This window comes from Brevundimonas sp. Root1279 (genome assembly GCF_001425945.1).
Lineage (GTDB): Bacteria > Pseudomonadota > Alphaproteobacteria > Caulobacterales > Caulobacteraceae > Brevundimonas.
The window spans coordinates 47,367-66,065 of the sequence record NZ_LMEB01000009.1 but is presented as its reverse complement, the minus strand read 5'-3'; the positions used below and the strand labels follow the sequence as shown (position 1 = coordinate 66,065).

Here is an 18,699-nt window from a genome sequence, read left to right as displayed (position 1 = left end):
TCAGGGAACCCGCGCTGCGTCGATGCGCACGGAGCCGCAGTTCGACGCGACGACATCGACCCGGTGTGGCCAGCCGGTGGTCACATAGCCGCCGGTCGTCCGATGAATCGCCTCCACATCGCGGCAGACCGCCACGACGCCGCCGTCGGCAGTGAACCGTGCGGTGCGAATGACCCGCTGCTTGGCGGCCAGGCTACCCGACCAGGCGAAGTCTCCGGCGTGCGTGCTCTCGATCGACAGGTCTACCGGAGCATCGCCGCGGTTCTCGATAATGACCAGAGAACGCCCGCTCATGACCACGCCGGCCCCGAGAGCGATCAGGATCAGGGCGGCGACGCCCAAGGCGATCAACAACCGGCGGACGCCCTTCATCCCCCGAAGGCCGCCGCCAGACGGTCGAGCTGGCTCTGCACCGGGTTGACCGCCTCTTCCTCGGGCGCGTCCAGATACATGCGGCGATCGAGGTGCAGGACCCGGTCGTACAGCTTCTCGGCGCGGACCACGTATTCGATCAGAGCGATCGGCAGTTCCGGATGGGTCGGCTCGGTCTCGACCTTGCGATCGGCCAGCCGATAGCGCGCGTCGCAGGCGGAGACGGCGGTCATATCCCCTTCCCGCACGGCCCGCTGCACCAGCAGCCACGAAGCGATCTGCATCAGCCGCGTGGTCAGCTTCATGCTCTCGCCGGCGTAGGCCAGGGCCGTGGCGCGCGAGAGCAGCTTGGATTCCCGCCGTCCGTCGCCGTCCAGATAGGCGGCGGTGTCCTCGACCAGCTCCATCCCCTCACGGAAGGTGCGGTCGAACAGCTCCGAGCGCGCGAAGTCGTCGACGACAGCCGCGCGGCTGCGTCCGGCGGGCGTGGGAATGAGATCGTCGCTGGGCATCAACTGGGTCAGACTCACAGGCTTGGCGTATCCGTATCACGTCCGACACGGTTTCGCTCCACGCATGAAGCGAGTGCAACGGCCATGCCAACCGGCTGAAATCAGGGACGGAAGTTGAACAAGGCGTCGGCGGCGTTGCGCTGAGAGGACTTGCCGTCGATGGCCGCCTGGGATCGCTCGATCTCGGCCTGCAACCCCTCGATCCGCTCCTTCAGGCCCTCGACCGAATAGCCGTCGAGATCCTCGCGCTGCAGGTCGATCAGCGGCGCTCCGCGCGCCGGACGGGGCTCCAGATCCTCGAACATCACCGCCTCCTTCGTGGTCAATCTTTCCACGGCAGCTTATCAGAACGCCCGGATACGGACGATTGCAAAGACGAGGACGACGATGCGGGCCATCGAAATCGAAGGCGGATCAGGCCCGGCGGAGGCGCTGACGCTGGTCGAACGCCCCGATCCGACAGCCGGCCCGGGACAGATTCGCATCCGCGCCAGGGCCTCAGGTGTGAACCGACCCGACCTGTTGCAGCGCCTGGGACGCTATCCCGCGCCGCCCGGCGCATCCGACATCCTCGGTCTGGAGGTCGCCGGTGAGGTGGACCAGGTCGGCGACGGCGTGACGCGCTGGCGGCCGGGCGACCGGGTCTGCGCCCTCCTGGGCGGCGGCGGCTATGCCGACCTGGCCGTGGTCGACGCCCGACACGCCCTGCCTGTCCCGGGGGGTCTCGATTTCGTACAGGCCGCCGCCCTGCCCGAGACGGTCTGCACCGTCTTCGCCAATGTGTTCGAAGCCGGGACGCTCAAGGCCGGCGAGACCCTGTTGATCCACGGCGCCACGAGCGGCATCGGCGTCACCGCCATCCAGATGGCCAAGGCGGCGGGCGCCAGGGTCATCGCCACCTCACGCGGCGCTGAAAAGACTCAGGCCGCCCGCGCCCTGGGCGCAGACCTCAGCCTGGACGCGCGCTCGGACGACCTGGAGAGCGCCATCCGTGACTTCGGGGGCGTGGATGTAGTGCTGGACATGGTCGGGGCGGACTACGCCGCCCTGAACCAGGCCGTGCTGAAGCCCCTTGGCCGCTGGGTGGTCATCGCCACCCTGTCGGGCGCCCTGGCCCAGGTCGACCTGGCGCGCCTCATGATGAAACGGATCGTCTTGACCGGGTCGACCCTGCGCGCGCGGCCGGCTGACGAAAAGGCCCGGCTGATCGCCGCCGTCGAGGCGACCGCCTGGCCGTGGGTGGCGTCTGGCGCGGTTCGCCCGCCGGTCGAGGCGACCTTCCCGCTGGCGGAGGCCGCGGCCGCCCATCTCCGGCTCGAGGCGGGCGATCACGTCGGCAAGATCGTGCTGACCGGCTGATTACATCTCCAGCAAGGTGCTGAACCCGCCGTAGATCATCCGTTTGCCGTCGAACGGCGCTTCGTCCATACCGCTCTTGATCCGCGGATCGGCCATGACCTGTTCGTTGACCTGGTCGCGATGCTCGCGTGAGTCATAGGTGATCCATGAGAAGACGACGGTCTCGTCGTCCTTGGCCTGAACGGCGCGCGGGAAGGACGTCAGTTCGCCATACGGCACGTCGTCAGCGACCGTCTCGACGTAAGACCGAGCGCCGTATTCCTTCCAGACCTCGCCAGCCTTGCGGGAAAACTCGCGATACTCATCGACCCTGCCCTTCGGCACGGCGACCACGAAACCATCGACATAGGCCATCGGTAACTCCTCGATCCCAGCGGGACGGGGAAGCCGCCGACGGCCTTGTCGGTTCCTGGGTGCGGCTAGCGGCCGCCCCGCACCGGGCGCAGGGAGGAGATCCGGTCGTTCATTCCGAGCGAGCGCAGGTTCGACACATCGCTGCGGAAGATCCGGCACTGTCCGCGGAAATAGGCGTCGGTGCAGAACTCCCAGTCGCCTCGAAGCTCAAACGAGCTGATCGCATCGTTCAGGCCGGAGTTCGCCAGATTCGGAATCTCGTTGTTGAAGCGCATGCTGGTCCCGCGGAAATTGGCGTCGCGATAGACCGTCACGGAGTTGCGTCCCCAACTGCCTCCGCCGCCGTTCCAGCCACCATTGCCGTTGCCGCCACCGCCCGGCCGGTCTTCCCACTGACCCCGGACCGGTCCGCAGACGAGCAGACCGTCGTTATTGCGGATTTCGTAGTCCGAGCAGCGGTTGAGTTCGATCGAGGTCCCGCGAATCTCGCCCCGTCGATCGCGGCAGTCTGCGTACAGCCGGCCGCGGTTGACGAAGGCGCCGCTGCACGAGTCCCGGTAGTCCCCGCGCGGGGCCACTCGCTCCTGCCCGCCCGGCGCGTACGGGGCCGCCTGTTGCCCGCCGCCGGAGAGTGCGGCCGCAACGACCAGAGCTTGGATCAACATGGAGGCCTCCTTCGGTTGGGCGTCAACGCGCGCCTGTGAAGACAGTGTTCAACCCGCGCCATGAACCGTGGCTGTACGACGTTGACGGCTTTCGTTTTCTTTTGGCGCGAATGGGCCTATATCGGAGACCTGCGCGCCCGGCCGAAAGGTCGGGCGCCGTCGTATCCGGAACCCGCCTGAAGCGGGCTGAAAGAAGAAGCGAAGACGCCCATGACCGAAATCCTGATGCCCAAGGCCACCGCGGTCTGGCTGGTCGACAACACCTCCCTGACGTTTGAGCAGATCGCCGATTTCTGCGGCCTGCATCCCCTGGAAGTGCGTGGCATCGCCGACGGCGACGTGGCGCGCGACATCCGCGGCGCCGACCCGCTGGTCAACGGTCAGCTGACCCGCGAGGAACTGGACAAGGCCCAGGCCGACGACAGCTACCGCATGCAGGCCGTGGTCAGCCGCCACGCCGAACTGCTGAAGAGCCACAAGCCGGCTCCGAAATACACCCCGGTGTCGCGCCGCCAGGATCGCCCGGACGCCATCGCCTGGTTCGTGCGCAACCACCCCGAGGTGACGGACGCCCAGATCGCCAAACTGCTGGGCACCACCAAGTCGACGATCGAGAGCGTGCGCAACCGCACCCACTGGAACTCGGCCAACATCAAGCCGGTCGACCCGGTGACCCTGGGCCTCGTCGGCCAACTGGCCCTCGACGAACTGGTCAAGAAGGCCGCCGACAAGAAGGCCAAGGACGACGCCAAGAAGGGCGGCGCCACCCTCCAGGCCGTCGACGCCCCGGTCGAAGAGGCGGAGCCCGAGTTCGTCCCCGAAGCCCGCGAGCGTCGCGGGGCTGAGCCGACTGCAGAGTCGGTCTTCGGCAAGAAGGACTAAGATACAAAACGGCCCCGGAGATCGCTCTCCGGGGCCGTTCTCCTTTTCGGGAGACGGGGCTAGTTCGCCCTCGCCTCCAGACTGGTGATTTCTTCCTTGAGCCGGAGCTTTTGCTGCTTGAGCTCCCTCACTCGAAGCGAGTCCGCGGAAGGGCGGGTCATCTCGCGCTGGATGGTTTCATCCAGGCTCCGGTGACGGTTTCCCAGTTCGCGAATACGAGCTTCGATGGTCATGGCTTGCGCCTCCATGTCTAAGGGACCACTACAGTCAGCGCCCGGCTTGACCGGCTGTGGAATCACTTTCCGGTGAGACCATCAATCGTCCGAACCCGAACAAGCTGGAGCCCCTTTTGGCCGAGGATGTGAACGGAACCGCACCATCCGCGAAGCAGCGTTTGGTGGTCGGAATTTCCGGAGCTTCGGGCGTGACTTACGGCGTCCGCACCCTCGACGCCCTGCGTGATCTGGGGGTCGAGAGCCACCTCGTGGTGACCCGTGCGGCCCTGCTCACTTTGTCGCAGGAGACCGATCTGTCGGCGGACGATCTCATGGGTCGCGCGGACGTCGTTCACCGCCTCAACGATGTCGGCGCCAGCATCGCATCCGGCTCGTTCCGCACCCTCGGCATGATCGTCGCGCCCTGCTCGGTGCGCAGCATGAGCGAGATCGCCACCGGCGTGACGTCGACCCTGCTGACGCGCGCCGCCGACGTCGTTCTCAAGGAGCGTCGCCCACTGGTGCTGATGGTCCGGGAGACGCCCTTTCACCTCGGCCATCTGCGCACCATGACCGCCCTGGCCGAGATGGGCGCCGTGATCGCCCCGCCCCTGCCCGCCTTCTATGCCCGCCCCGCCTCGATCGAGGAGATGGTCGACCAGTCCGTCGGCCGGGCGCTGGACCTGTTCGGCCTCGACTGGACCCCGGTTAAGCGCTGGGAAGGCCTGCGCGGCGCCGCCGAATGAGCGCGCTGTGGGATTGGGCCGTGAAGGCCTACGCCGCGCCCGGAGTCAGCGAGGCCTGCCTCGACCTGCAGGACCACGCCGGCCAGAACGTGCCCCTTCTGCTCTGGGCCGCCTGGACGGCGCAGACCGGGCGCAAGCCGGACGAGGATGCGCTGGAGGGGGCCTGCGACGCCGCCCGGGCCTGGCAGGAGGCCGCCATCGAGCCGCTGCGCGCCCTGCGCCGCTCGCTGAAGGCTCGCAACCCGGACCTCGACAACGACGCCCGCGAGGCCGTTCGCACCCAGGTGAAGGCCGTCGAACTGGAGGCGGAGCGCCGTCTGCTGGAGGCGCTGGAGACCCTTTCCCCGGAGCCCGCCGGCGCGCCGCGCCCGCCCCTCGAAGCCCTCGTCGCCGTCGCCCGCGTCTGGTCATCGGTGACGCCGCGCCCGGGCCTCGTGCTGCTCGCCGACCGGCTTCCGGCCTGAGCCGCCGCGAGCTATAACCGGTCGTCCGGGGCCCGACGCAATGAACGACGACGATCCGTATCTGACCGAGGAAGAGCTGGCGCTCCATGCGCGGCTCAATGAGCTTCGTCAGGAGCACGCCGACCTCGACGCCTCGATCGAGGCCCTGCAGCTGCTGCCGGTTCCCGACCAGCTGATGATCGCCCGCCTGAAGCGGAAGAAGCTGACCCTGCGCGACGAGATCGTGAAGATCGAGGCGATCGTCCTGCCGGACATCATCGCCTAGGCGCCACCCACGTGTTAGCTCGGAACGCCGGTTGGCGAACGGAGCGCGCATGCGGTTTCTGATAGTCGTCCTGACCTTCATGGCCCTGTCGGCCTCCGCCGCGCACGCCCAGTCCTCCGAGCGACCGGAGCCGGTCATGATTGTCACCCTGCTGGGGACCGGTGCGCCGCCGCCCCTGGCTGACCGCTTCGGACCGGCGACCCTGGTGCAGGCGGGCGGCCAGACCCTGTTGTTCGACGCGGGCCGCGGGGCCGAGATCCGCCTCTGGCAGGCCGGGGTCTCGGGCGTCGCCCTGACCGCCACCTTCCTCACCCACCTTCATTCCGACCACCTCGTCGGCCTGCCGGACGTCTGGCTGACCGGCTGGGTGAGAGGCCCGCACGGCGGCCGCCGGACGCCCTTCCGCCTCGTGGGGCCGCCCGGCACGGTCGCCTTCGCCGCCAACCTGGAGCGCACCTTCGAGGCGGATCTCGGCTTCCGCCTGGCCCAGGGCCTGCCGGCAGAAGGGGCGCGGATCGCCGCCGAGGAGTTCGCCGCCGATGGCGTGGTCCATAACGTCGACGGCCTGAGGGTCACGGCCTTCCGGGTGGACCACGGCCCGTGGGTCCCCGACGCCTACGGCTATCGCATCGACTATCGAGGGCGCTCGGTGCTGATCTCGGGGGACACCCGGGCGAGCGAGAATTTGGCGCGACACGCCGCGGGCGTGGATGTGCTGGTGCATGAGGTGGCCTTCGCCCGCCCTGAAGCCGAAGCGGCGTCGGCGGTGATCCTGGACAACCACACCCGCCCGGCCGAGGCGGCGCGGATCTTCGCCGCCGCCCGTCCCGGCATGGCCGTCTACAGCCATATCGTGCAGCCCGCTCTCGGCGGCTTCGCCCCGGCGGACCTCGCCGACCTGAGCCGCCAGACGCGCACGCTCTACGACGGCCCGCTGACGGTGGGCGAGGATCGGATGGCGTTCGAGATCGCCGCGGACGGCGCCGTGACGGTGAGGCCGCCTGAGCCCTAGCGCGCCTTCTTGCGCACCCACATGGCCGCATCGGCCTCGGCCAGCCAGACCTCGGGGTCGGTGTGCCCCGCTAGGGCGCGTACGCCGAACGAGCCGCCCAGGCCGGCGCTCAGGCCTTCCCATTCGAACGGCGCCTTCTCCAGTGCCTCGGCCAGTCGGCGGGCCTTCTCGCGGCCTTCCTCGAGACCGGCGTTGAGCATCAGCAGGCCGAACTCGTCGCCGCCCAGCCGACCGACCGCATCCGACTCACGCAGATTGGCCCGCATCATCTGGGCGACATGCACCAGGGCGGCGTCGCCGGCCGCGTGGCCGAGCCGGTCGTTGACGCTCTTGAAGCCGTCGAGGTCGAGATAGAGCAGAACCGCCGGCACATCGTGGCGAAGGCAAAAGGCCATGGCGCTCTTCATCGAGGCGATGAAGCCACGTCGGTTCAGAGCCGGCGTCAGCACGTCGTGATCGGCCGCCGCCTCGGCCGCCTCGGCCCGCTGGCGCAGGGCTTCGACCTCGGCGCGCAGGCGCTCGATTTCGGCGTAAGGGTCGATAGCGGCCGCGGCGTTCAAGACTGAAAAGGCTCCCCCGGGCCGCGACTCAACCGCTGCCCGCCTGGACGGAGCCTAACGCCCTCGGTTGCGGGCGCAACGCGAGTCCTGTATCGCGCCGCTTTCCGCGAACAGGGGCCGGAACATCATGGCGACCGAGACTCCGCCGGTGGCGATCATCATGGGCAGCCGCTCGGACTGGCCGACGATGAAGCATGCAGCCGACTCGCTCGACCGGCTCGGCGTGGCCTGGGAGGCCAAGGTCGTCTCCGCCCACCGCACGCCCCAGCGCCTGTTCGACTTCGCGACCGGGGCCAAGGCCGCCGGCTACAAGGTCATCATCGCCGGGGCCGGCGGAGCCGCCCACCTGCCGGGCATGGCCGCCTCGATGACGGAACTGCCGGTGCTCGGCGTGCCGGTCGAGTCCAAGGCCCTGAAAGGCATGGATAGCCTGCTCTCCATCGTTCAGATGCCCGGCGGCGTGCCGGTGGCGACCCTGGCGATCGGCGAGCCCGGGGCCAAGAACGCCGGCATCCTCGCGGCCCAGATCCTGGCCCTGTCGGACGTGGTGCTGGCCGGGCGGCTGACCGCCTTCCGCGAAGCTCAGACGGAAGCGGTTCACGAAACGGTCGAGGACTGAGTGACCACCCTGCCCCTGCCCCCCGGTTCGACCATCGGCATCCTGGGCGGAGGCCAGCTCGGTCGCATGCTCAGTCAGGCCGCCTCGCGCCTCGGCTTCAACGTCGTCATCCTCGACCCAGAGGAGAACAGCCCCGCCGGCCGCGTCTCCCAGGGCCAGATCATCGCCGCCTATGACGACCTGACCGCGCTCGGCGTGCTCGGCCAGACCTGCCAGGCGGTGACCTTCGAGTTCGAGAACGTCCCGGCCAGCTCGGTCGAGCGGCTGGTCCGCGGCGGCGCCGTCGTCGCCCCCGGCCCGCGCGCCCTGGCCGTGGCCCAGGACCGGGTCGAGGAGAAGACCTTCCTGAACGGCGTCGGCGCCACGACCGTCGACTTCGCCCAGGTCGACAACCTCGACGACCTTCTGGCCGGGCTGGAGCGCCTCGGGACGCCCGCCCTGCTCAAGACCCGCCGCGAGGGCTACGACGGCAAGGGCCAGGTCTGGATCCGCTCGGCCGAGATGGCCGCCGACGCCTGGTCCTCGATCGGCGAACGGCCGGCCATCCTCGAGGCCCGCGCCGACTTCACCCGCGAGCTGTCGGTCATCGCCGCCCGCGGCCGCGACGGCGAGATCGCCGTCTATCCGCTGGGCGAGAACGTCCATGCCGGCGGCGTGCTCAAGACCACCACCGCCCCCGCCCAAGTCGACCTGAAGACCAGCGACCGCGCCGCCGCCATCGCCCGCGCCATCCTCGACGGCCTCGACTACGTCGGCGTCCTGGGGGTCGAGCTGTTCGATCTCGGAGACGGCGTCCTGCTGGTCAACGAGATCGCCCCGCGCGTCCACAACACCGGCCACTGGACCCAGGACGGCTGCGTCTGCGACCAGTTCGAGCAGCACATCCGCGCCGTCGCCGGCTGGCCGCTGGGCCCGACCACCGCCCACTTCCAGGTCGAGATGACCAATCTGCTGGGCGACGAGGTCGACCAGTGGCGTCACCTCGCCTCGGCCCCCGACGCCCGCCTGCACCTCTACGGCAAGGCCGAGGCCCGCCCGGGGCGGAAGATGGCCCACGTGAACCGGGTGAAGAGCCTCTAGCGCCGCTTCAAAGTGTTCGGTTGGTAGCACCATCGTGAGAAATTGACGGCTGCCGTCCGAACACTCTCGTCCCCCTCGCGCCATCGCTGATTGTCAAAGACCGCCGCCCACGCATGACTTCGGTCAAGCTAGCGCGTCCCGGCGTCAATCGCGGACGCACACGCAATTCACGGCTCGATGAGCGCGATGGTCGAGGGCGGCATGCGATGGTGCGCCACGATTGCGGCTGAGATTTCCCGTTCACAGGCTCAGCGGCCCGAGTAGACGGCGTCGGCGAACTCGATCAGCTCTTCGCCCCGTAGCGCATCCGACTGAGTGCGTCGGCCACCTTGCGCAGCGGGGCGTCGAAATCCTTGCCGGCCTTCCACTTCTCGAAGGCCATGACGTTCTCGATGCGGCGGGCGACGAAGGCCTCGGCGGCCTCGCGGCCGTCGAACCACCGCATCGTCAGGGCCGGCGCCAGGATGCCCGACAGGATCGCCCGCTTGGAATAGTGATTCCAGTCCGTCGCCGTGTCCCCGGCCCAATGCCAGAGATGGTCGGCGGTCTCCCAGACCAGCTTCAGGCCCAGGTCGGCGTTGGTCGGAAGGGCCAGGAAGGCGGCGCAGCGCTTGGTCGCCTCCAGATCCTCGGCGCCCGCCTCCATCCGGGCCGAAACGGCGCGGGCGATTCGTTCGCGAATCTTCAGCGAGGCAGGCTCCACCTCGGCCAGGGCCGCCATGGCCCGATCGTCGTGCCGGCGCGACAGCAAGGCGGCCAGATCCCGCGCCCCATTGGGCAGCAGAAGCTCCTCGTCGCCTAGAGACAGGCCATTGTCGGCGCAGGCGGCGCGCACCATCCGGCTGTTCCAGCCCATGGCCGACGCATGGCGCAGGGCGGCGTCCAGAACCGCCTGCTCCATCTGGTCGGCCCAATCGGAGGGCTCTCCGTTGGAAAGGTGTGGCGTATCCGTCATGAACCTGAGCATAGGCCCGTCCGGCCTGGCTTTCGAGCCTTCACAAGTGTCCGCGACGATCTGGACACGGCGTGACCGCTCGTGTATCAGCCCGCCTTCACTCGCGGCCCCAAGCCGTCGGGTACGATTTTTATTTGTCTGCCCGTCTCCCTCACAGGACGCGGCGGGCGGCCAAAGGAGAGTTTCACCTGGTTCAGATTTTCGTCCGCGACAACAACGTCGATCAGGCCCTGAAAGCCCTGAAGAAGAAGATGCAGCGCGAAGGCAGCTTCCGTGAAATGAAGCGCCACGTGCATTACGAAAAGCCGTCGGAAAAGCGCGCTCGCCAAAAGGCTGAAGCCGTTCGTCGCGCCCGCAAGCTGGCCCGCAAGCGCGCCCAGCGCGAAGGCCTGCTGCCGGCTCCGAAGCCCCGCGTGCCGGGCGCTGGTCGCGGCTAACACCGCTACAGGCTGAAGAATCCAGGGCCGCTTCGGGGAACCGAAGCGGCCCTTTTTCATTGCCGAGATAAGTCGGCAACCCGACGAAACGACTTTCGGAAATGACCGTTTTCCCCTTACGTCAACAGGGAATACGGCCATGCAAAGCAATCGGCCCACGACTCTGGAACGGGCCTTTGCACTTGCGGGTACCGGCCAGTTCGCCACCAAGGGCGAAATCGCCAAGGCGATGACCCGGGAAGGCTACAGCATCGATGAACTGCGCCAACTGCATGGCAACAGCCTGTCTCGCCAGTTGAAGGCGCTGTGCCGCGAAAGCCGCGAGCACGTCCTGGAAGCGGCCTGATGCCAACCTACCAGATCAAGCTGCGTGACGAGTCCGGCCAGATTACCCGCATCGTGGAGCTTGACCGCGCCGATGACAGTGCGGCGATCGCCGAGCTGGCCCTTCACGACTGGGCTCCGGACGGCGGCGGGCTTGAGCTGTGGAGCGGCGACCGCTGCATCATGGTCGGCTATTGCTCCAGCCACGCCGCCGAACCCCCGGCCGCCGTCCGCTGAGAGGACAACGGCGGGCGACTAGCGCCCGCCGCCCATCGCCGCCGCAAAGGCCTTCCAGCTCAGTTTGACGTCTGACAGGGCGCCTGCGCGGAAGGCCCGGCCGGCCAGCCAGACCATGAGCAGGGCGAAGGCGAACATGCCGACCATCGACCCGACCAGCTCATACATGGGCGGGTCCGACGGAAGCCGCGCCATCATCAGGAAGGGCGTGAAGAAAGGCACCCAGGACAGGGCCTTGATCACCGGCGCGTCCGGGCTCTCGATGGCCATCGTCATGGTCATGATCGGGATCACCAGGACCATCATGATCGGCCCCATCAGGGTCTGGGCGTCGCGCGGCGTCTCGCAGAAGGCCCCGATGGCGGCGAACAGCACCGCGTACATCAGATAGCCGCCGACCATGAAGGCCACGAACCACCACAGCATCCCGCCGTGCAGGAGGATGCCGCCGATGTCCGCCACATAGGTCGGCTGGAAGAAGGCCAGGGAGCCGAGCCCCAGGCCGCCCCACGCCAGCATGACCGTCAGCGTCAGCAGGGCGACGCCGAGAACCTTGCCCGTCAGGATTTCCGTTGCTGAGGCCGAGGACAGGAGCACTTCGAGGATCTTGTTCGACTTCTCCTCCATGACGCTGTTCAGCAGGATCGACGCCCCGGTGATCACCAGGGACCAGAGGATGAACCCGCCCGCCAAGCCCATGATCATCGGCAACCGGTCGCGGAACGAAACTTCGCCGTCGCGCGCCTTGGGCGAAAAGGACTTCACCTCGGGCCTGAAGGCCTCGGTGCGGTCGACCACGGCGGGGTCGATGCCCGCGGCCGTGAAGACGGTCTTCTGATTGCTGCTCTTCAGGGCGGCGCGGACGAAATCGCTGACCTTGTCGTCGGTGGCCCGGGCGGTCCAGACACGCGCCGTCGGCTCGCCGGCGGCGTTGCGGTCCAGAAGAACCACGGCGTCCAGAGCGCCGTCGCCCTCTTCGACCAGATGGGCGCGGGCCGCCTCGTCTCGCGCCTCGCCCGGCGCCGCCGCCGCGATGGCGGGCGGGACCGCCACGATCTTCATGCTCGGCTTCGACATGGCCGAGATCGCCCCCTGAGCCACGGCGGGATCGGTCATGCCCGGAGACACCTTGGCAGCCTCTTCGGCGGCTTTGCGGGCGCCTTCGTCGGCCCTCGTCGCCTCATCAGCCAGCGCCTGCCGGACGGCCAGGGCGAGGCCGGCCGCCTGCGGACCTTCCTCGACCACCGCGACCGAGCGGACAGGTTCGGACGACTGGATCAGCAACGGCACCGCGCCGCCGATGACGGCGAAGATCGGGAAGGCCAGCAGCGACAGCCAGAAGCCGACGGTCTTGGCGTAGGCCGCGAACTCGCGGCGGGCGATCAGCAGAATGCGGCTCATCGGACAACCTCCACGCCAGGGGCTTTGACGGACTGGTCCTGGTCCGGGCTGTCCCCGGTCAGGCCGATGAAGGCGTCGTGCAGGGTCGGCTCGCGCAGTTCGAAACGACGCACGTCGAGGCCGTTCAGGAAGGCCGCCTTAAGCGCCTCCTGCCCCCGCCCGCCCTGCGCCAGGGCGGCGCGCAGGATGCGTGCGCCGCCGCTCTGCGAGACCACCTCGACGCCGCTGACGCCCGGCAGCGCGCGCGCCTGCTCGACGGCGATGTCGCCCTCCAGCTCCAGGAAGCGCGGCGCGGTCGCGCGCGCCTCGGCCACAGTGCCCTCGAAGGCCTTCTGACCCCGCGCCAGCAGCACGACCTTGTCGCACAGGCGCTCGGCGTGCTGCATCACGTGGGTCGAGAACAGCACCGTCGCCCCGTTGGCCGCCAAGCCGCGGATCATCTCCTCCAGCCCTTGCTGGTTGACCGGGTCGAGGCCCGAGAACGGCTCATCCAGGATCACGAACTCGGGGCGGTGCACCACCGAGGCGATCAACTGGACCTTCTGGGCCATCCCCTTGGACAGCTCCTTCATCTTCTTGCGCTTGGACGCGCCCAGGCCCTGGGCGTCCAGCAACTCCCGCGCACGCTTGCGCCCCTCGCCGGTCGGCAGGCCCTTCAGCGCGCCGAAGAAGGCGATGGCGTCGACCGGAGTCATCTTCTTGTAGAGGCCGCGCTCCTCGGGGAGGAAGCCGATCCGGTCGCGCACCTTGCGCCCGTCGTCGGCCCCCAGGATGTCGATCCGGCCCGAGGTGACAGGCTGCAGACCCAGGATCATGCGCAGGGTCGAGGTCTTGCCCGCGCCGTTCGGTCCCAGGAAGCCGCAGATCTGACCCCGTCCGACCTGGAAGCTGAGATCGCGCACGGCCTGGAAGTCGCCGTAGCGCTTGCTCACGCCCTCGAGCGTCAATGCCGCCGTCATATGCCCTCCGTGCTCAGCGCCTTGCGTCATTGGTAGGTGTGTAAAGGACGTTTGACAACAGGCGACACACCCGGTCGTCGTGCCCCTGTCGTGAATTCCGTGTCATGTTCGCGGGATAAGAGTCGGCAGAAGGCCTGAATGCCCTACGAGACGTCCCCATCGCCGGTCGCCCCCCAGGCCGGGTCCCGCCTTTGGACGGCGGGCGCCAGCGCCGGGATCGCGGTCATCGTGCTGGTGGCGCTTGCGGTCGGCGAGCCCTCCCTCGCCCCCTATCTCCTCGGCGGCGCCGTGCTGGTCGCCCTCTCCACCTGGGCGCTCAACCGCCGTCCGCCCGGCGGGCGCGCTGCGGCCGCCACCCCCGTGGACGCCCGGGCCAGCGAAGTCGCCGCCGCCGATCTCAGCCTGCTGGACGCCCTGTTCGAGGCGCTCGGAGATCCTGTGCTGGTGGTCTCCGGCGGCGAGGCGGACGACATCGCCGGCCGGCGCGTGATCCTCGCCAACGCCGCCGCCCGCGAACTGCTGCGCATCCCACGCGAAGGGGCGCTGCTGGTGTCGGCCCTGCGCGATCCGACGGTGCTGGAATCGGTCGACGAGGCCCTGTTCGGCGGGGTCGCCAAGACCACCGACTACGCCGGCGTCGGCGCCAACACCCGCCACTGGCGCGCCCTGACCCGCCCCCTGCCCGCCGCCGACGGCCGCACCCTGGCCCTGGTGGTGCTGCGCGACGAGACCGACGTACGCCGCATGGAGCTGATGCGCGTCGACTTCCTCGCCAACGCCAGCCACGAACTGCGCACGCCCCTGGCCTCGCTGTCCGGCTTCATCGAGACGCTCAAGGGGCACGCCCGCGACGATCCCAAGGCGCGCGACCGCTTCCTCGACATCATGGCCGCCCAGGCCGACCGCATGAGCCGGCTGGTGGCCGACCTGCTGTCGCTGAGCCGGATCGAGCTCAACGAGCACATCCCGCCGTCCGGCCGGGTCGACCTGGCCCGCGCCGCCGCCGACGTGGTCGACGCCGTCAGCATCCTCTCGGCCGAGCGCAAGGTGGGCGTGGCCCTGCGAGGGGGCGAGCTCGGGGCCCCGGTCAGCGGCGACCGCGACGAGATCCTGCAGGTCATCCAGAACCTCGTCGACAACGCCATCAAATACTCGCCCTCGGGCGAGGTCGTAGAGGTCTGCATCCAGCCGGAGGTCTCCCTCGACCAGGCCTCCGCCCCCTGGTCCGGCGGCAACCGCGGCGAAGGCGCCACCCGCCTGCCCCTGCTCACCCCCGACCGCGAGCCGGGCCAGCGCTACGCCGCCGTCACCGTGCGAGATCACGGGCCGGGCATGGCCCGCGAGCATTTGCCGCGCCTCACGGAACGCTTCTACCGGGTCGAGGGCCAGAAGAGCGGCGATCGCTCGGGCACCGGCCTGGGCCTGGCCATCGTCAAACACATCATCAACCGCCACCGTGGCGGGCTGACAGTGGAAAGCGCGCTGGGCCAAGGCGCGACCTTCACCGCCTACTTCCCGGTCGCCGAGCCGAAAAAGTCCGCCCCGGCCGAGTGACGCTCCCGTGACGTAGGGACGGGGTGCGTAACAGAACTGTCACGCGGCCGTCTTATTCCGCTGACCATTCGTGGGCAGGTTCCGGCCGGACGAACCGGGCGGACCGGCGCGTTTCGATTCTCCTGTCCCGGACCGTGATGACCTGGCTTTTGTTGCCGATCCTGATCGCCGCCGCGGTCGCCGCCTACGTCGGCGGGCGCGCGCTTGCGCGTCGCCGGGCTGAGGGTCGCCGGACCCATTCGCGTCCCGGCCAGCACGGCGCCTACGCCCTGATCTGGACCGTCGCCCCAGCCCTGCTGGTGCTGGCGGCCGCCACCGTCTTCTCTCCCGGCGTCGAGCGCCAGCTGACCCTCGCCGGCGCCCCGGAGGCCGTAGCCCAGCTGGAGCCGCTGCGCCGCGAGGCCTTCTTCGCCGACGCCCGCGCCGTCGGCGCCGGCCATCCGACGGCCCAGGTCTGGCCCGCTCCCTACGCTGAACTGCTGCCCGCCGAAGGTCATCGCGTCGCCGGTCTCGGCCTGATGCTCGACCTGGCCGCGCTCGCCGGCGCGGTGCTGGCCGGCTGTATCGGCGCCCTTTGGGTGTTCAGCCGGATCCGTCCCGACCTGCGCGCCCGCAACCGCGTCGAAAGCTGGATCATCGGCGGCCTGTTCGCCTGCTCCGCCGTGGCCATCCTGACCACCATCGGCATCGTCGCCTCGATCGTCTTCGACGCGATGCGCTTCTTCTCCTATGTGCCGGTGACCGAGTTCCTGTTCGGCCTGCACTGGAGCCCGCAGGCGCAGGGCGCCTCGTCGGGGGCCTTCGGGGCGGTGCCGCTGTTCGTCGGCACCTTCCTGATCATGGCCATCGCCATGGCCGTAGCCGCTCCGATCGGCCTGTTCTCGGCCATCTACCTGTCGGAGTACGCGGGCCCCGGCTTCCGCGCGACGGTCAAGCCGGTGCTTGAGATCCTCGCCGGCGTCCCGACCGTGGTCTACGGCTTCTTCGCCGCCCTGACCGTCGGCCCGGCCTTCCGCAGCTTCTTCAACACCATCGGCTCCTGGCTGGTCGGCGGCCCGCTCGACGGCGTCGGCCAGTACCTGATGCTGGTCCAGAACCAGATGGCCCTGGTCGCCGGGGCGGTGATGGGGATCATGCTGATCCCGTTCGTCAGCTCCCTGTCGGACGACATCATCAACGCCGTGCCGCAGAGCCTGCGCGACGGCTCCTACGCCATGGGCGCGACCAAGTCCGAGACGGTCAAGCGCGTGCTGCTGCCCGCCGCCCTTCCCGGCGTCGCCGGCGCCATGCTGCTGGCCATGTCCCGGGCGATCGGCGAGACCATGATCGTGGTCATGGCCGCCGGCGGCGCCGCCAACCTGACCCTCGACCCGCTTCAGCCGGTGACCACCGTCACCTACCAGATCGTCAATCTGCTGACCGGCGACCTGGCCTTCAACACGCCGCAGACCCTGTCCGCCTTCGGCCTCGGCCTGACCCTCTTCCTGGTCACCCTGATGCTGAACATCGTCGCCCAGCGCATCGTCCAGACCTACCGGCAGCAGTATGACTGACGCGGCCACCCACACCGCGCCGATGACGGCCGAGGAAGCCGCCCGGGTCGACCGCCTCCGCGCCGGCCTCAAGCGCCGCTACGCCCGCGAGAAGCGCTTCAAGCTGTATGGTCTGATGGCCATCGCCTTCGCCGTCGGCTTCCTGCTGCTCCTGCTCGGCCGCATCGTCGAGCAGGGCCACACCGCCTTCTACGCCCACACCGTCACCGTGCCGGTCTACATGGACCCGGCCCGCGTCGACCGCGGCTATCCGCAGGGCACCAATTTCGAGCTTCTGGTCGCCGAGCAGCAACTGGTCCGCATGGGCGTGGCCGATCCCGACGGCAGCAAGGCCGACGCCATGCGGAGCCTGTTCTCGTCCGAGCTGAAGTTCGCCGCCGCCGCGCGCATCCAGCGCCAGCCGGGCCTGATCGGCCAGACCGTGCCGATCGCCGCCCCGCTTTCGGACGAGGCCGACCTCTACTTCAAGGGCAAGATCGAGCGCTCCACCCCCGCCGATCAGCGTCGCCTGTCGGACGAGCAGATGGACTGGCTGGAGCGGATGCGGGACGACGGCCACGTCGCCGCCCACTTCAACTCGGCCCTGCTGGCCCGCGGCGACTCGACCCAGCCCGAGCTGGCAGGCGTGCTGGGGGCCGTGGTCGGCTCGGCCCTGATGCTGCTGGTCACCGCCCTGATCGCCATCCCGCTCGGCGTCGGCGCGGCCCTGTACCTCGAAGAGTTCGCGCCCAAGGGCAAGCTGACCGACCTGATCGAGGTCAACATCAACAACCTCGCCGCCGTGCCGTCGATCATCTACGGCCTGCTCGGCCTGGCGCTGTTCATCAACTGGATGCACCTGCCCCGCGCCAGCCCGCTGGTCGGCGGCCTGGTCCTGGCCCTGATGGCCCTGCCGACGATCATCATCGCCACCCGCTCCTCCCTGAAGGCGGTGCCGCCGTCGATCCGCGAGGCGGCCCTGGCCATGGGCGCGTCCAAGACCCAGACGGTGTTCCAGCACACCCTGCCCCTGGCCATGCCGGGCGTCATGACCGGCGCCATCATCTCCATGGCCCACGCCCTGGGCGAGACCGCCCCGCTGCTGCTGATCGGCATGGTCAGCTTCGTGCCCGGCATCCCGACCGCCCTGGGCGAGCCGACGGGCGCCCTGCCCTCGCTGATCTACATCTGGGAAAACGCCTCGGAGCGCGCCTTCCACGAGCGCACCGCCGCGGCCATCCTGGTCCTTCTCACCTTCATGATCGTCATGAACGCCGCCGCTATCCTGCTGCGCCGGCGCTTCGAACGCCGGTGGTAAACTGATGAAGTTCAACCTTTTTCGCGCACCGGACGGCACGCAGGGCGGCGCCGCTGTGACCGAGGATCCGATCACCGCGCCCCCGACGGTCACCGCGGCCGGCGGCGGCCCCGTCGGCCCGACCAAGATCGCCGCCCGCGACGTCTCCGTCTTCTACGGCGACAAGCAGGCGCTCTATGACGTGTCGCTCGACATTCCGGACAAGACCGTCACGGCCCTGATCGGCCCTTCGGGCTGCGGCAAGTCGACCTTCCTGCGGACCATGAACCGCATGAACGACACCATCTCCCACGCCCGCGTCGTGGGCCGTATCGAGATGGACGGGGAGGACATCAACGCCCGCTCCGTCGACCCGGTGCTGCTGCGCGCCCGCGTCGGCATGGTCTTCCAGAAGCCGAACCCCTTCCCCAAGTCGATCTACGAGAACGTCGCCTACGGCCCGCGCATTCATGGTCTGGCCACCTCCAAGGGGGAACTGGACAGCATCGTCGAGGCCTCGCTGAAGCGCGCCGGCCTGTGGGAAGAGGTCGCCGACCGCCTGCACTCGCCCGGCACCGGGCTGTCGGGCGGCCAGCAGCAGCGCCTCGTCATCGCCCGCGCCATCGCCGTCGAGCCGGAAGTCATCCTGATGGACGAGCCCTGCTCGGCCCTGGACCCGATCGCCACCGCCAAGATCGAAGAGCTGATCGACGAGCTGCGCGAGCGCTACTGCATCGTCATCGTCACCCACTCGATGGCCCAGGCCGCCCGGGTCAGCCAGCGCACCGCCTTCTTCCACCTCGGCCGTCTGGTCGAGACCGGCGCCACGGAAGAGATCTTCACCAACCCGCGCGAGCGGCGCACGCTCGACTACATCACCGGCCGCTTCGGCTAGGGC

Annotated in this window: 25 protein-coding genes; 15 read left to right on the top strand and 10 right to left on the bottom strand. The window is 69.1% G+C overall.

What is annotated here, in order from left to right; genetic code table 11:
- The 3 genes from ASC65_RS13715 to ASC65_RS13705 all read right to left on the bottom strand — a co-directional run bounded on the left by ASC65_RS13715 (position 1) and on the right by ASC65_RS13705 (position 1,189).
- Positions 1-372 carry a hypothetical protein gene (locus ASC65_RS13715; protein WP_056454413.1) on the bottom strand — a complete coding sequence of 124 codons (372 nt, stop codon included), beginning with the start codon at positions 370-372 and terminating at the stop codon, positions 1-3.
- Positions 369-884: a protease adaptor protein RcdA gene (gene rcdA, locus ASC65_RS13710; protein ID WP_056454405.1), complete on the bottom strand. Its 516-nt coding sequence runs from the start codon at positions 882-884 to the stop codon at positions 369-371. The genes ASC65_RS13715 and rcdA overlap by 4 nt, the downstream gene beginning before the upstream one ends.
- A 101-nt stretch (positions 885-985) precedes the next feature.
- On the bottom strand, positions 986-1,189 hold the full coding sequence (locus tag ASC65_RS13705) for a DUF1192 domain-containing protein (protein WP_056454402.1): 204 nt from the start codon (positions 1,187-1,189) through the stop codon (positions 986-988).
- 82 nt (positions 1,190-1,271) lie between these two features.
- Here ASC65_RS13705 and ASC65_RS13700 point away from each other — a divergent pair, with 82 nt between their 5' ends.
- The gene (locus tag ASC65_RS13700) at positions 1,272-2,243 is read left to right on the top strand and encodes an NAD(P)H-quinone oxidoreductase (protein WP_056454400.1); all 972 of its coding nucleotides are present in this window, start codon (positions 1,272-1,274) and stop codon (positions 2,241-2,243) included.
- On the opposite strand, the gene ASC65_RS13695 is transcribed toward ASC65_RS13700, so the two are convergent.
- Both ASC65_RS13695 and ASC65_RS13690 read right to left on the bottom strand, forming a co-directional pair.
- Complete coding sequence (locus ASC65_RS13695; protein WP_056454397.1) at positions 2,244-2,597, bottom strand: DUF1428 domain-containing protein; 354 nt, start codon at positions 2,595-2,597, stop codon at positions 2,244-2,246.
- A gap of 65 nt (positions 2,598-2,662) precedes the next feature.
- Positions 2,663-3,262, bottom strand: a complete 600-nt coding sequence (locus tag ASC65_RS13690) for a beta/gamma crystallin-related protein (protein ID WP_056454394.1) — start codon at positions 3,260-3,262, stop codon at positions 2,663-2,665.
- Between the two features lie 210 nt (positions 3,263-3,472).
- Here ASC65_RS13690 and ASC65_RS13685 point away from each other — a divergent pair, with 210 nt between their 5' ends.
- Complete coding sequence (locus ASC65_RS13685; RefSeq protein WP_056454391.1) at positions 3,473-4,144, top strand: DUF1013 domain-containing protein; 672 nt, start codon at positions 3,473-3,475, stop codon at positions 4,142-4,144.
- A 59-nt stretch (positions 4,145-4,203) separates the two neighbouring features.
- On the opposite strand, the gene ASC65_RS13680 is transcribed toward ASC65_RS13685, so the two are convergent.
- The gene (locus ASC65_RS13680; RefSeq protein WP_056454388.1) at positions 4,204-4,377 is read right to left on the bottom strand and encodes a YdcH family protein; all 174 of its coding nucleotides are present in this window, start codon (positions 4,375-4,377) and stop codon (positions 4,204-4,206) included.
- Positions 4,378-4,505: 128 nt separating this feature from the next.
- Between ASC65_RS13680 and ASC65_RS13675 the strand changes: the two genes are divergently transcribed.
- The 4 genes from ASC65_RS13675 to ASC65_RS13660 are packed head-to-tail and all read left to right on the top strand — an operon-like array spanning position 4,506 to position 6,846.
- Complete coding sequence (locus ASC65_RS13675; protein ID WP_156459700.1) at positions 4,506-5,105, top strand: UbiX family flavin prenyltransferase; 600 nt, start codon at positions 4,506-4,508, stop codon at positions 5,103-5,105.
- Positions 5,102-5,569, top strand: a complete 468-nt coding sequence (locus ASC65_RS13670; RefSeq protein ID WP_056454382.1) for a TIGR02444 family protein — start codon at positions 5,102-5,104, stop codon at positions 5,567-5,569. The genes ASC65_RS13675 and ASC65_RS13670 overlap by 4 nt, the downstream gene beginning before the upstream one ends.
- A 40-nt stretch (positions 5,570-5,609) precedes the next feature.
- A complete protein-coding gene (locus ASC65_RS13665) occupies positions 5,610-5,834 on the top strand; it encodes a YdcH family protein (protein WP_056454379.1) in 225 nt (74 codons plus the stop codon).
- 49 nt (positions 5,835-5,883) lie between these two features.
- On the top strand, positions 5,884-6,846 hold the full coding sequence (locus tag ASC65_RS13660; protein ID WP_082526063.1) for an MBL fold metallo-hydrolase: 963 nt from the start codon (positions 5,884-5,886) through the stop codon (positions 6,844-6,846).
- On the opposite strand, the gene ASC65_RS13655 is transcribed toward ASC65_RS13660, so the two are convergent.
- Positions 6,843-7,406, bottom strand: coding sequence for a GGDEF domain-containing protein (locus ASC65_RS13655; protein WP_056454377.1), 564 nt, complete (start codon positions 7,404-7,406; stop codon positions 6,843-6,845). The two genes, ASC65_RS13660 and ASC65_RS13655, sit on opposite strands and share 4 nt — an antisense overlap.
- 127 nt (positions 7,407-7,533) lie before the next feature.
- On the opposite strand from ASC65_RS13655, the gene purE reads away from it, so the two are divergent.
- Positions 7,534-8,025, top strand: a complete 492-nt coding sequence (gene purE / locus ASC65_RS13650) for a 5-(carboxyamino)imidazole ribonucleotide mutase (protein ID WP_056454374.1) — start codon at positions 7,534-7,536, stop codon at positions 8,023-8,025.
- Positions 8,026-9,105 (top strand): 5-(carboxyamino)imidazole ribonucleotide synthase, encoded by a 1,080-nt coding sequence (locus tag ASC65_RS13645; protein ID WP_056454371.1) that lies wholly within the window; start codon positions 8,026-8,028, stop codon positions 9,103-9,105. It abuts the gene before it with no gap.
- A 283-nt stretch (positions 9,106-9,388) separates the two neighbouring features.
- On the opposite strand, the gene ASC65_RS13640 is transcribed toward ASC65_RS13645, so the two are convergent.
- Positions 9,389-10,060 carry a COQ9 family protein gene (locus ASC65_RS13640; protein WP_056455230.1) on the bottom strand — a complete coding sequence of 224 codons (672 nt, stop codon included), beginning with the start codon at positions 10,058-10,060 and terminating at the stop codon, positions 9,389-9,391.
- A gap of 188 nt (positions 10,061-10,248) precedes the next feature.
- On the opposite strand from ASC65_RS13640, the gene rpsU reads away from it, so the two are divergent.
- The 3 genes from rpsU to ASC65_RS13625 all read left to right on the top strand — a co-directional run bounded on the left by rpsU (position 10,249) and on the right by ASC65_RS13625 (position 11,058).
- Positions 10,249-10,497 carry a 30S ribosomal protein S21 gene (gene rpsU, locus ASC65_RS13635; RefSeq protein WP_156459699.1) on the top strand — a complete coding sequence of 83 codons (249 nt, stop codon included), beginning with the start codon at positions 10,249-10,251 and terminating at the stop codon, positions 10,495-10,497.
- 139 nt (positions 10,498-10,636) lie between these two features.
- Entirely contained in the window at positions 10,637-10,843 is a 207-nt protein-coding gene (locus tag ASC65_RS13630) for a hypothetical protein (RefSeq protein WP_056454366.1), read from the top strand.
- Positions 10,843-11,058 (top strand): hypothetical protein, encoded by a 216-nt coding sequence (locus ASC65_RS13625; protein ID WP_056454364.1) that lies wholly within the window; start codon positions 10,843-10,845, stop codon positions 11,056-11,058. Before ASC65_RS13630 ends, ASC65_RS13625 begins: the two co-directional genes overlap by 1 nt.
- An 18-nt stretch (positions 11,059-11,076) precedes the next feature.
- Here the strand turns inward: ASC65_RS13625 and ASC65_RS13620 are convergent, their stop codons facing one another.
- Entirely contained in the window at positions 11,077-12,459 is a 1,383-nt protein-coding gene (locus ASC65_RS13620; RefSeq protein WP_056454361.1) for an ABC transporter permease, read from the bottom strand.
- Positions 12,456-13,418, bottom strand: coding sequence for an ABC transporter ATP-binding protein (locus ASC65_RS13615; protein ID WP_056454356.1), 963 nt, complete (start codon positions 13,416-13,418; stop codon positions 12,456-12,458). Before ASC65_RS13615 ends, ASC65_RS13620 begins: the two co-directional genes overlap by 4 nt.
- A 138-nt stretch (positions 13,419-13,556) precedes the next feature.
- Between ASC65_RS13615 and ASC65_RS13610 the strand changes: the two genes are divergently transcribed.
- From ASC65_RS13610 to pstB, 4 genes are all read left to right on the top strand, one after another.
- The gene (locus ASC65_RS13610) at positions 13,557-14,972 is read left to right on the top strand and encodes an ATP-binding protein (protein ID WP_056454354.1); all 1,416 of its coding nucleotides are present in this window, start codon (positions 13,557-13,559) and stop codon (positions 14,970-14,972) included.
- Between the two features lie 137 nt (positions 14,973-15,109).
- Positions 15,110-16,525 (top strand): phosphate ABC transporter permease subunit PstC, encoded by a 1,416-nt coding sequence (gene pstC / locus ASC65_RS13605; protein WP_056454352.1) that lies wholly within the window; start codon positions 15,110-15,112, stop codon positions 16,523-16,525.
- Positions 16,518-17,822, top strand: a complete 1,305-nt coding sequence (gene pstA, locus ASC65_RS13600; RefSeq protein WP_056454349.1) for a phosphate ABC transporter permease PstA — start codon at positions 16,518-16,520, stop codon at positions 17,820-17,822. The genes pstC and pstA overlap by 8 nt, the downstream gene beginning before the upstream one ends.
- Positions 17,823-17,826: 4 nt before the next feature.
- Positions 17,827-18,696, top strand: coding sequence for a phosphate ABC transporter ATP-binding protein PstB (pstB, locus tag ASC65_RS13595; protein WP_056454346.1), 870 nt, complete (start codon positions 17,827-17,829; stop codon positions 18,694-18,696).
- Positions 18,697-18,699 lie beyond the last annotated feature (3 nt).

Bases quoted from the DNA above. Each gene is read 5' to 3' on its own strand.
- ASC65_RS13610 (WP_056454354.1), top strand. From the start codon at position 13,557: ATGCCCTACGAGACGTCCCCATCGCCGGTCGCCCCCCAGGCCGGGTCC.
- ASC65_RS13625 (WP_056454364.1), top strand. From the start codon at position 10,843: ATGCCAACCTACCAGATCAAGCTGCGTGACGAGTCCGGCCAGATTACC.
- ASC65_RS13680 (WP_056454388.1), bottom strand. From the start codon at position 4,377: ATGACCATCGAAGCTCGTATTCGCGAACTGGGAAACCGTCACCGGAGC.
- ASC65_RS13685 (WP_056454391.1), top strand. From the start codon at position 3,473: ATGACCGAAATCCTGATGCCCAAGGCCACCGCGGTCTGGCTGGTCGAC.
- ASC65_RS13715 (WP_056454413.1), bottom strand. From the start codon at position 372: ATGAAGGGCGTCCGCCGGTTGTTGATCGCCTTGGGCGTCGCCGCCCTG.
- pstB (WP_056454346.1), top strand. From the start codon at position 17,827: ATGAAGTTCAACCTTTTTCGCGCACCGGACGGCACGCAGGGCGGCGCC.
- ASC65_RS13665 (WP_056454379.1), top strand. From the start codon at position 5,610: ATGAACGACGACGATCCGTATCTGACCGAGGAAGAGCTGGCGCTCCAT.
- ASC65_RS13640 (WP_056455230.1), bottom strand. From the start codon at position 10,060: ATGACGGATACGCCACACCTTTCCAACGGAGAGCCCTCCGATTGGGCC.
- pstC (WP_056454352.1), top strand. From the start codon at position 15,110: ATGACCTGGCTTTTGTTGCCGATCCTGATCGCCGCCGCGGTCGCCGCC.
- pstA (WP_056454349.1), top strand. From the start codon at position 16,518: ATGACTGACGCGGCCACCCACACCGCGCCGATGACGGCCGAGGAAGCC.
- ASC65_RS13695 (WP_056454397.1), bottom strand. From the start codon at position 2,597: ATGGCCTATGTCGATGGTTTCGTGGTCGCCGTGCCGAAGGGCAGGGTC.
- ASC65_RS13660 (WP_082526063.1), top strand. From the start codon at position 5,884: ATGCGGTTTCTGATAGTCGTCCTGACCTTCATGGCCCTGTCGGCCTCC.
- ASC65_RS13620 (WP_056454361.1), bottom strand. From the start codon at position 12,459: ATGAGCCGCATTCTGCTGATCGCCCGCCGCGAGTTCGCGGCCTACGCC.
- purE (WP_056454374.1), top strand. From the start codon at position 7,534: ATGGCGACCGAGACTCCGCCGGTGGCGATCATCATGGGCAGCCGCTCG.
- ASC65_RS13630 (WP_056454366.1), top strand. From the start codon at position 10,637: ATGCAAAGCAATCGGCCCACGACTCTGGAACGGGCCTTTGCACTTGCG.
- ASC65_RS13690 (WP_056454394.1), bottom strand. From the start codon at position 3,262: ATGTTGATCCAAGCTCTGGTCGTTGCGGCCGCACTCTCCGGCGGCGGG.
- ASC65_RS13670 (WP_056454382.1), top strand. From the start codon at position 5,102: ATGAGCGCGCTGTGGGATTGGGCCGTGAAGGCCTACGCCGCGCCCGGA.
- ASC65_RS13615 (WP_056454356.1), bottom strand. From the start codon at position 13,418: ATGACGGCGGCATTGACGCTCGAGGGCGTGAGCAAGCGCTACGGCGAC.
- ASC65_RS13705 (WP_056454402.1), bottom strand. From the start codon at position 1,189: ATGTTCGAGGATCTGGAGCCCCGTCCGGCGCGCGGAGCGCCGCTGATC.
- ASC65_RS13700 (WP_056454400.1), top strand. From the start codon at position 1,272: ATGCGGGCCATCGAAATCGAAGGCGGATCAGGCCCGGCGGAGGCGCTG.
- rcdA (WP_056454405.1), bottom strand. From the start codon at position 884: ATGCCCAGCGACGATCTCATTCCCACGCCCGCCGGACGCAGCCGCGCG.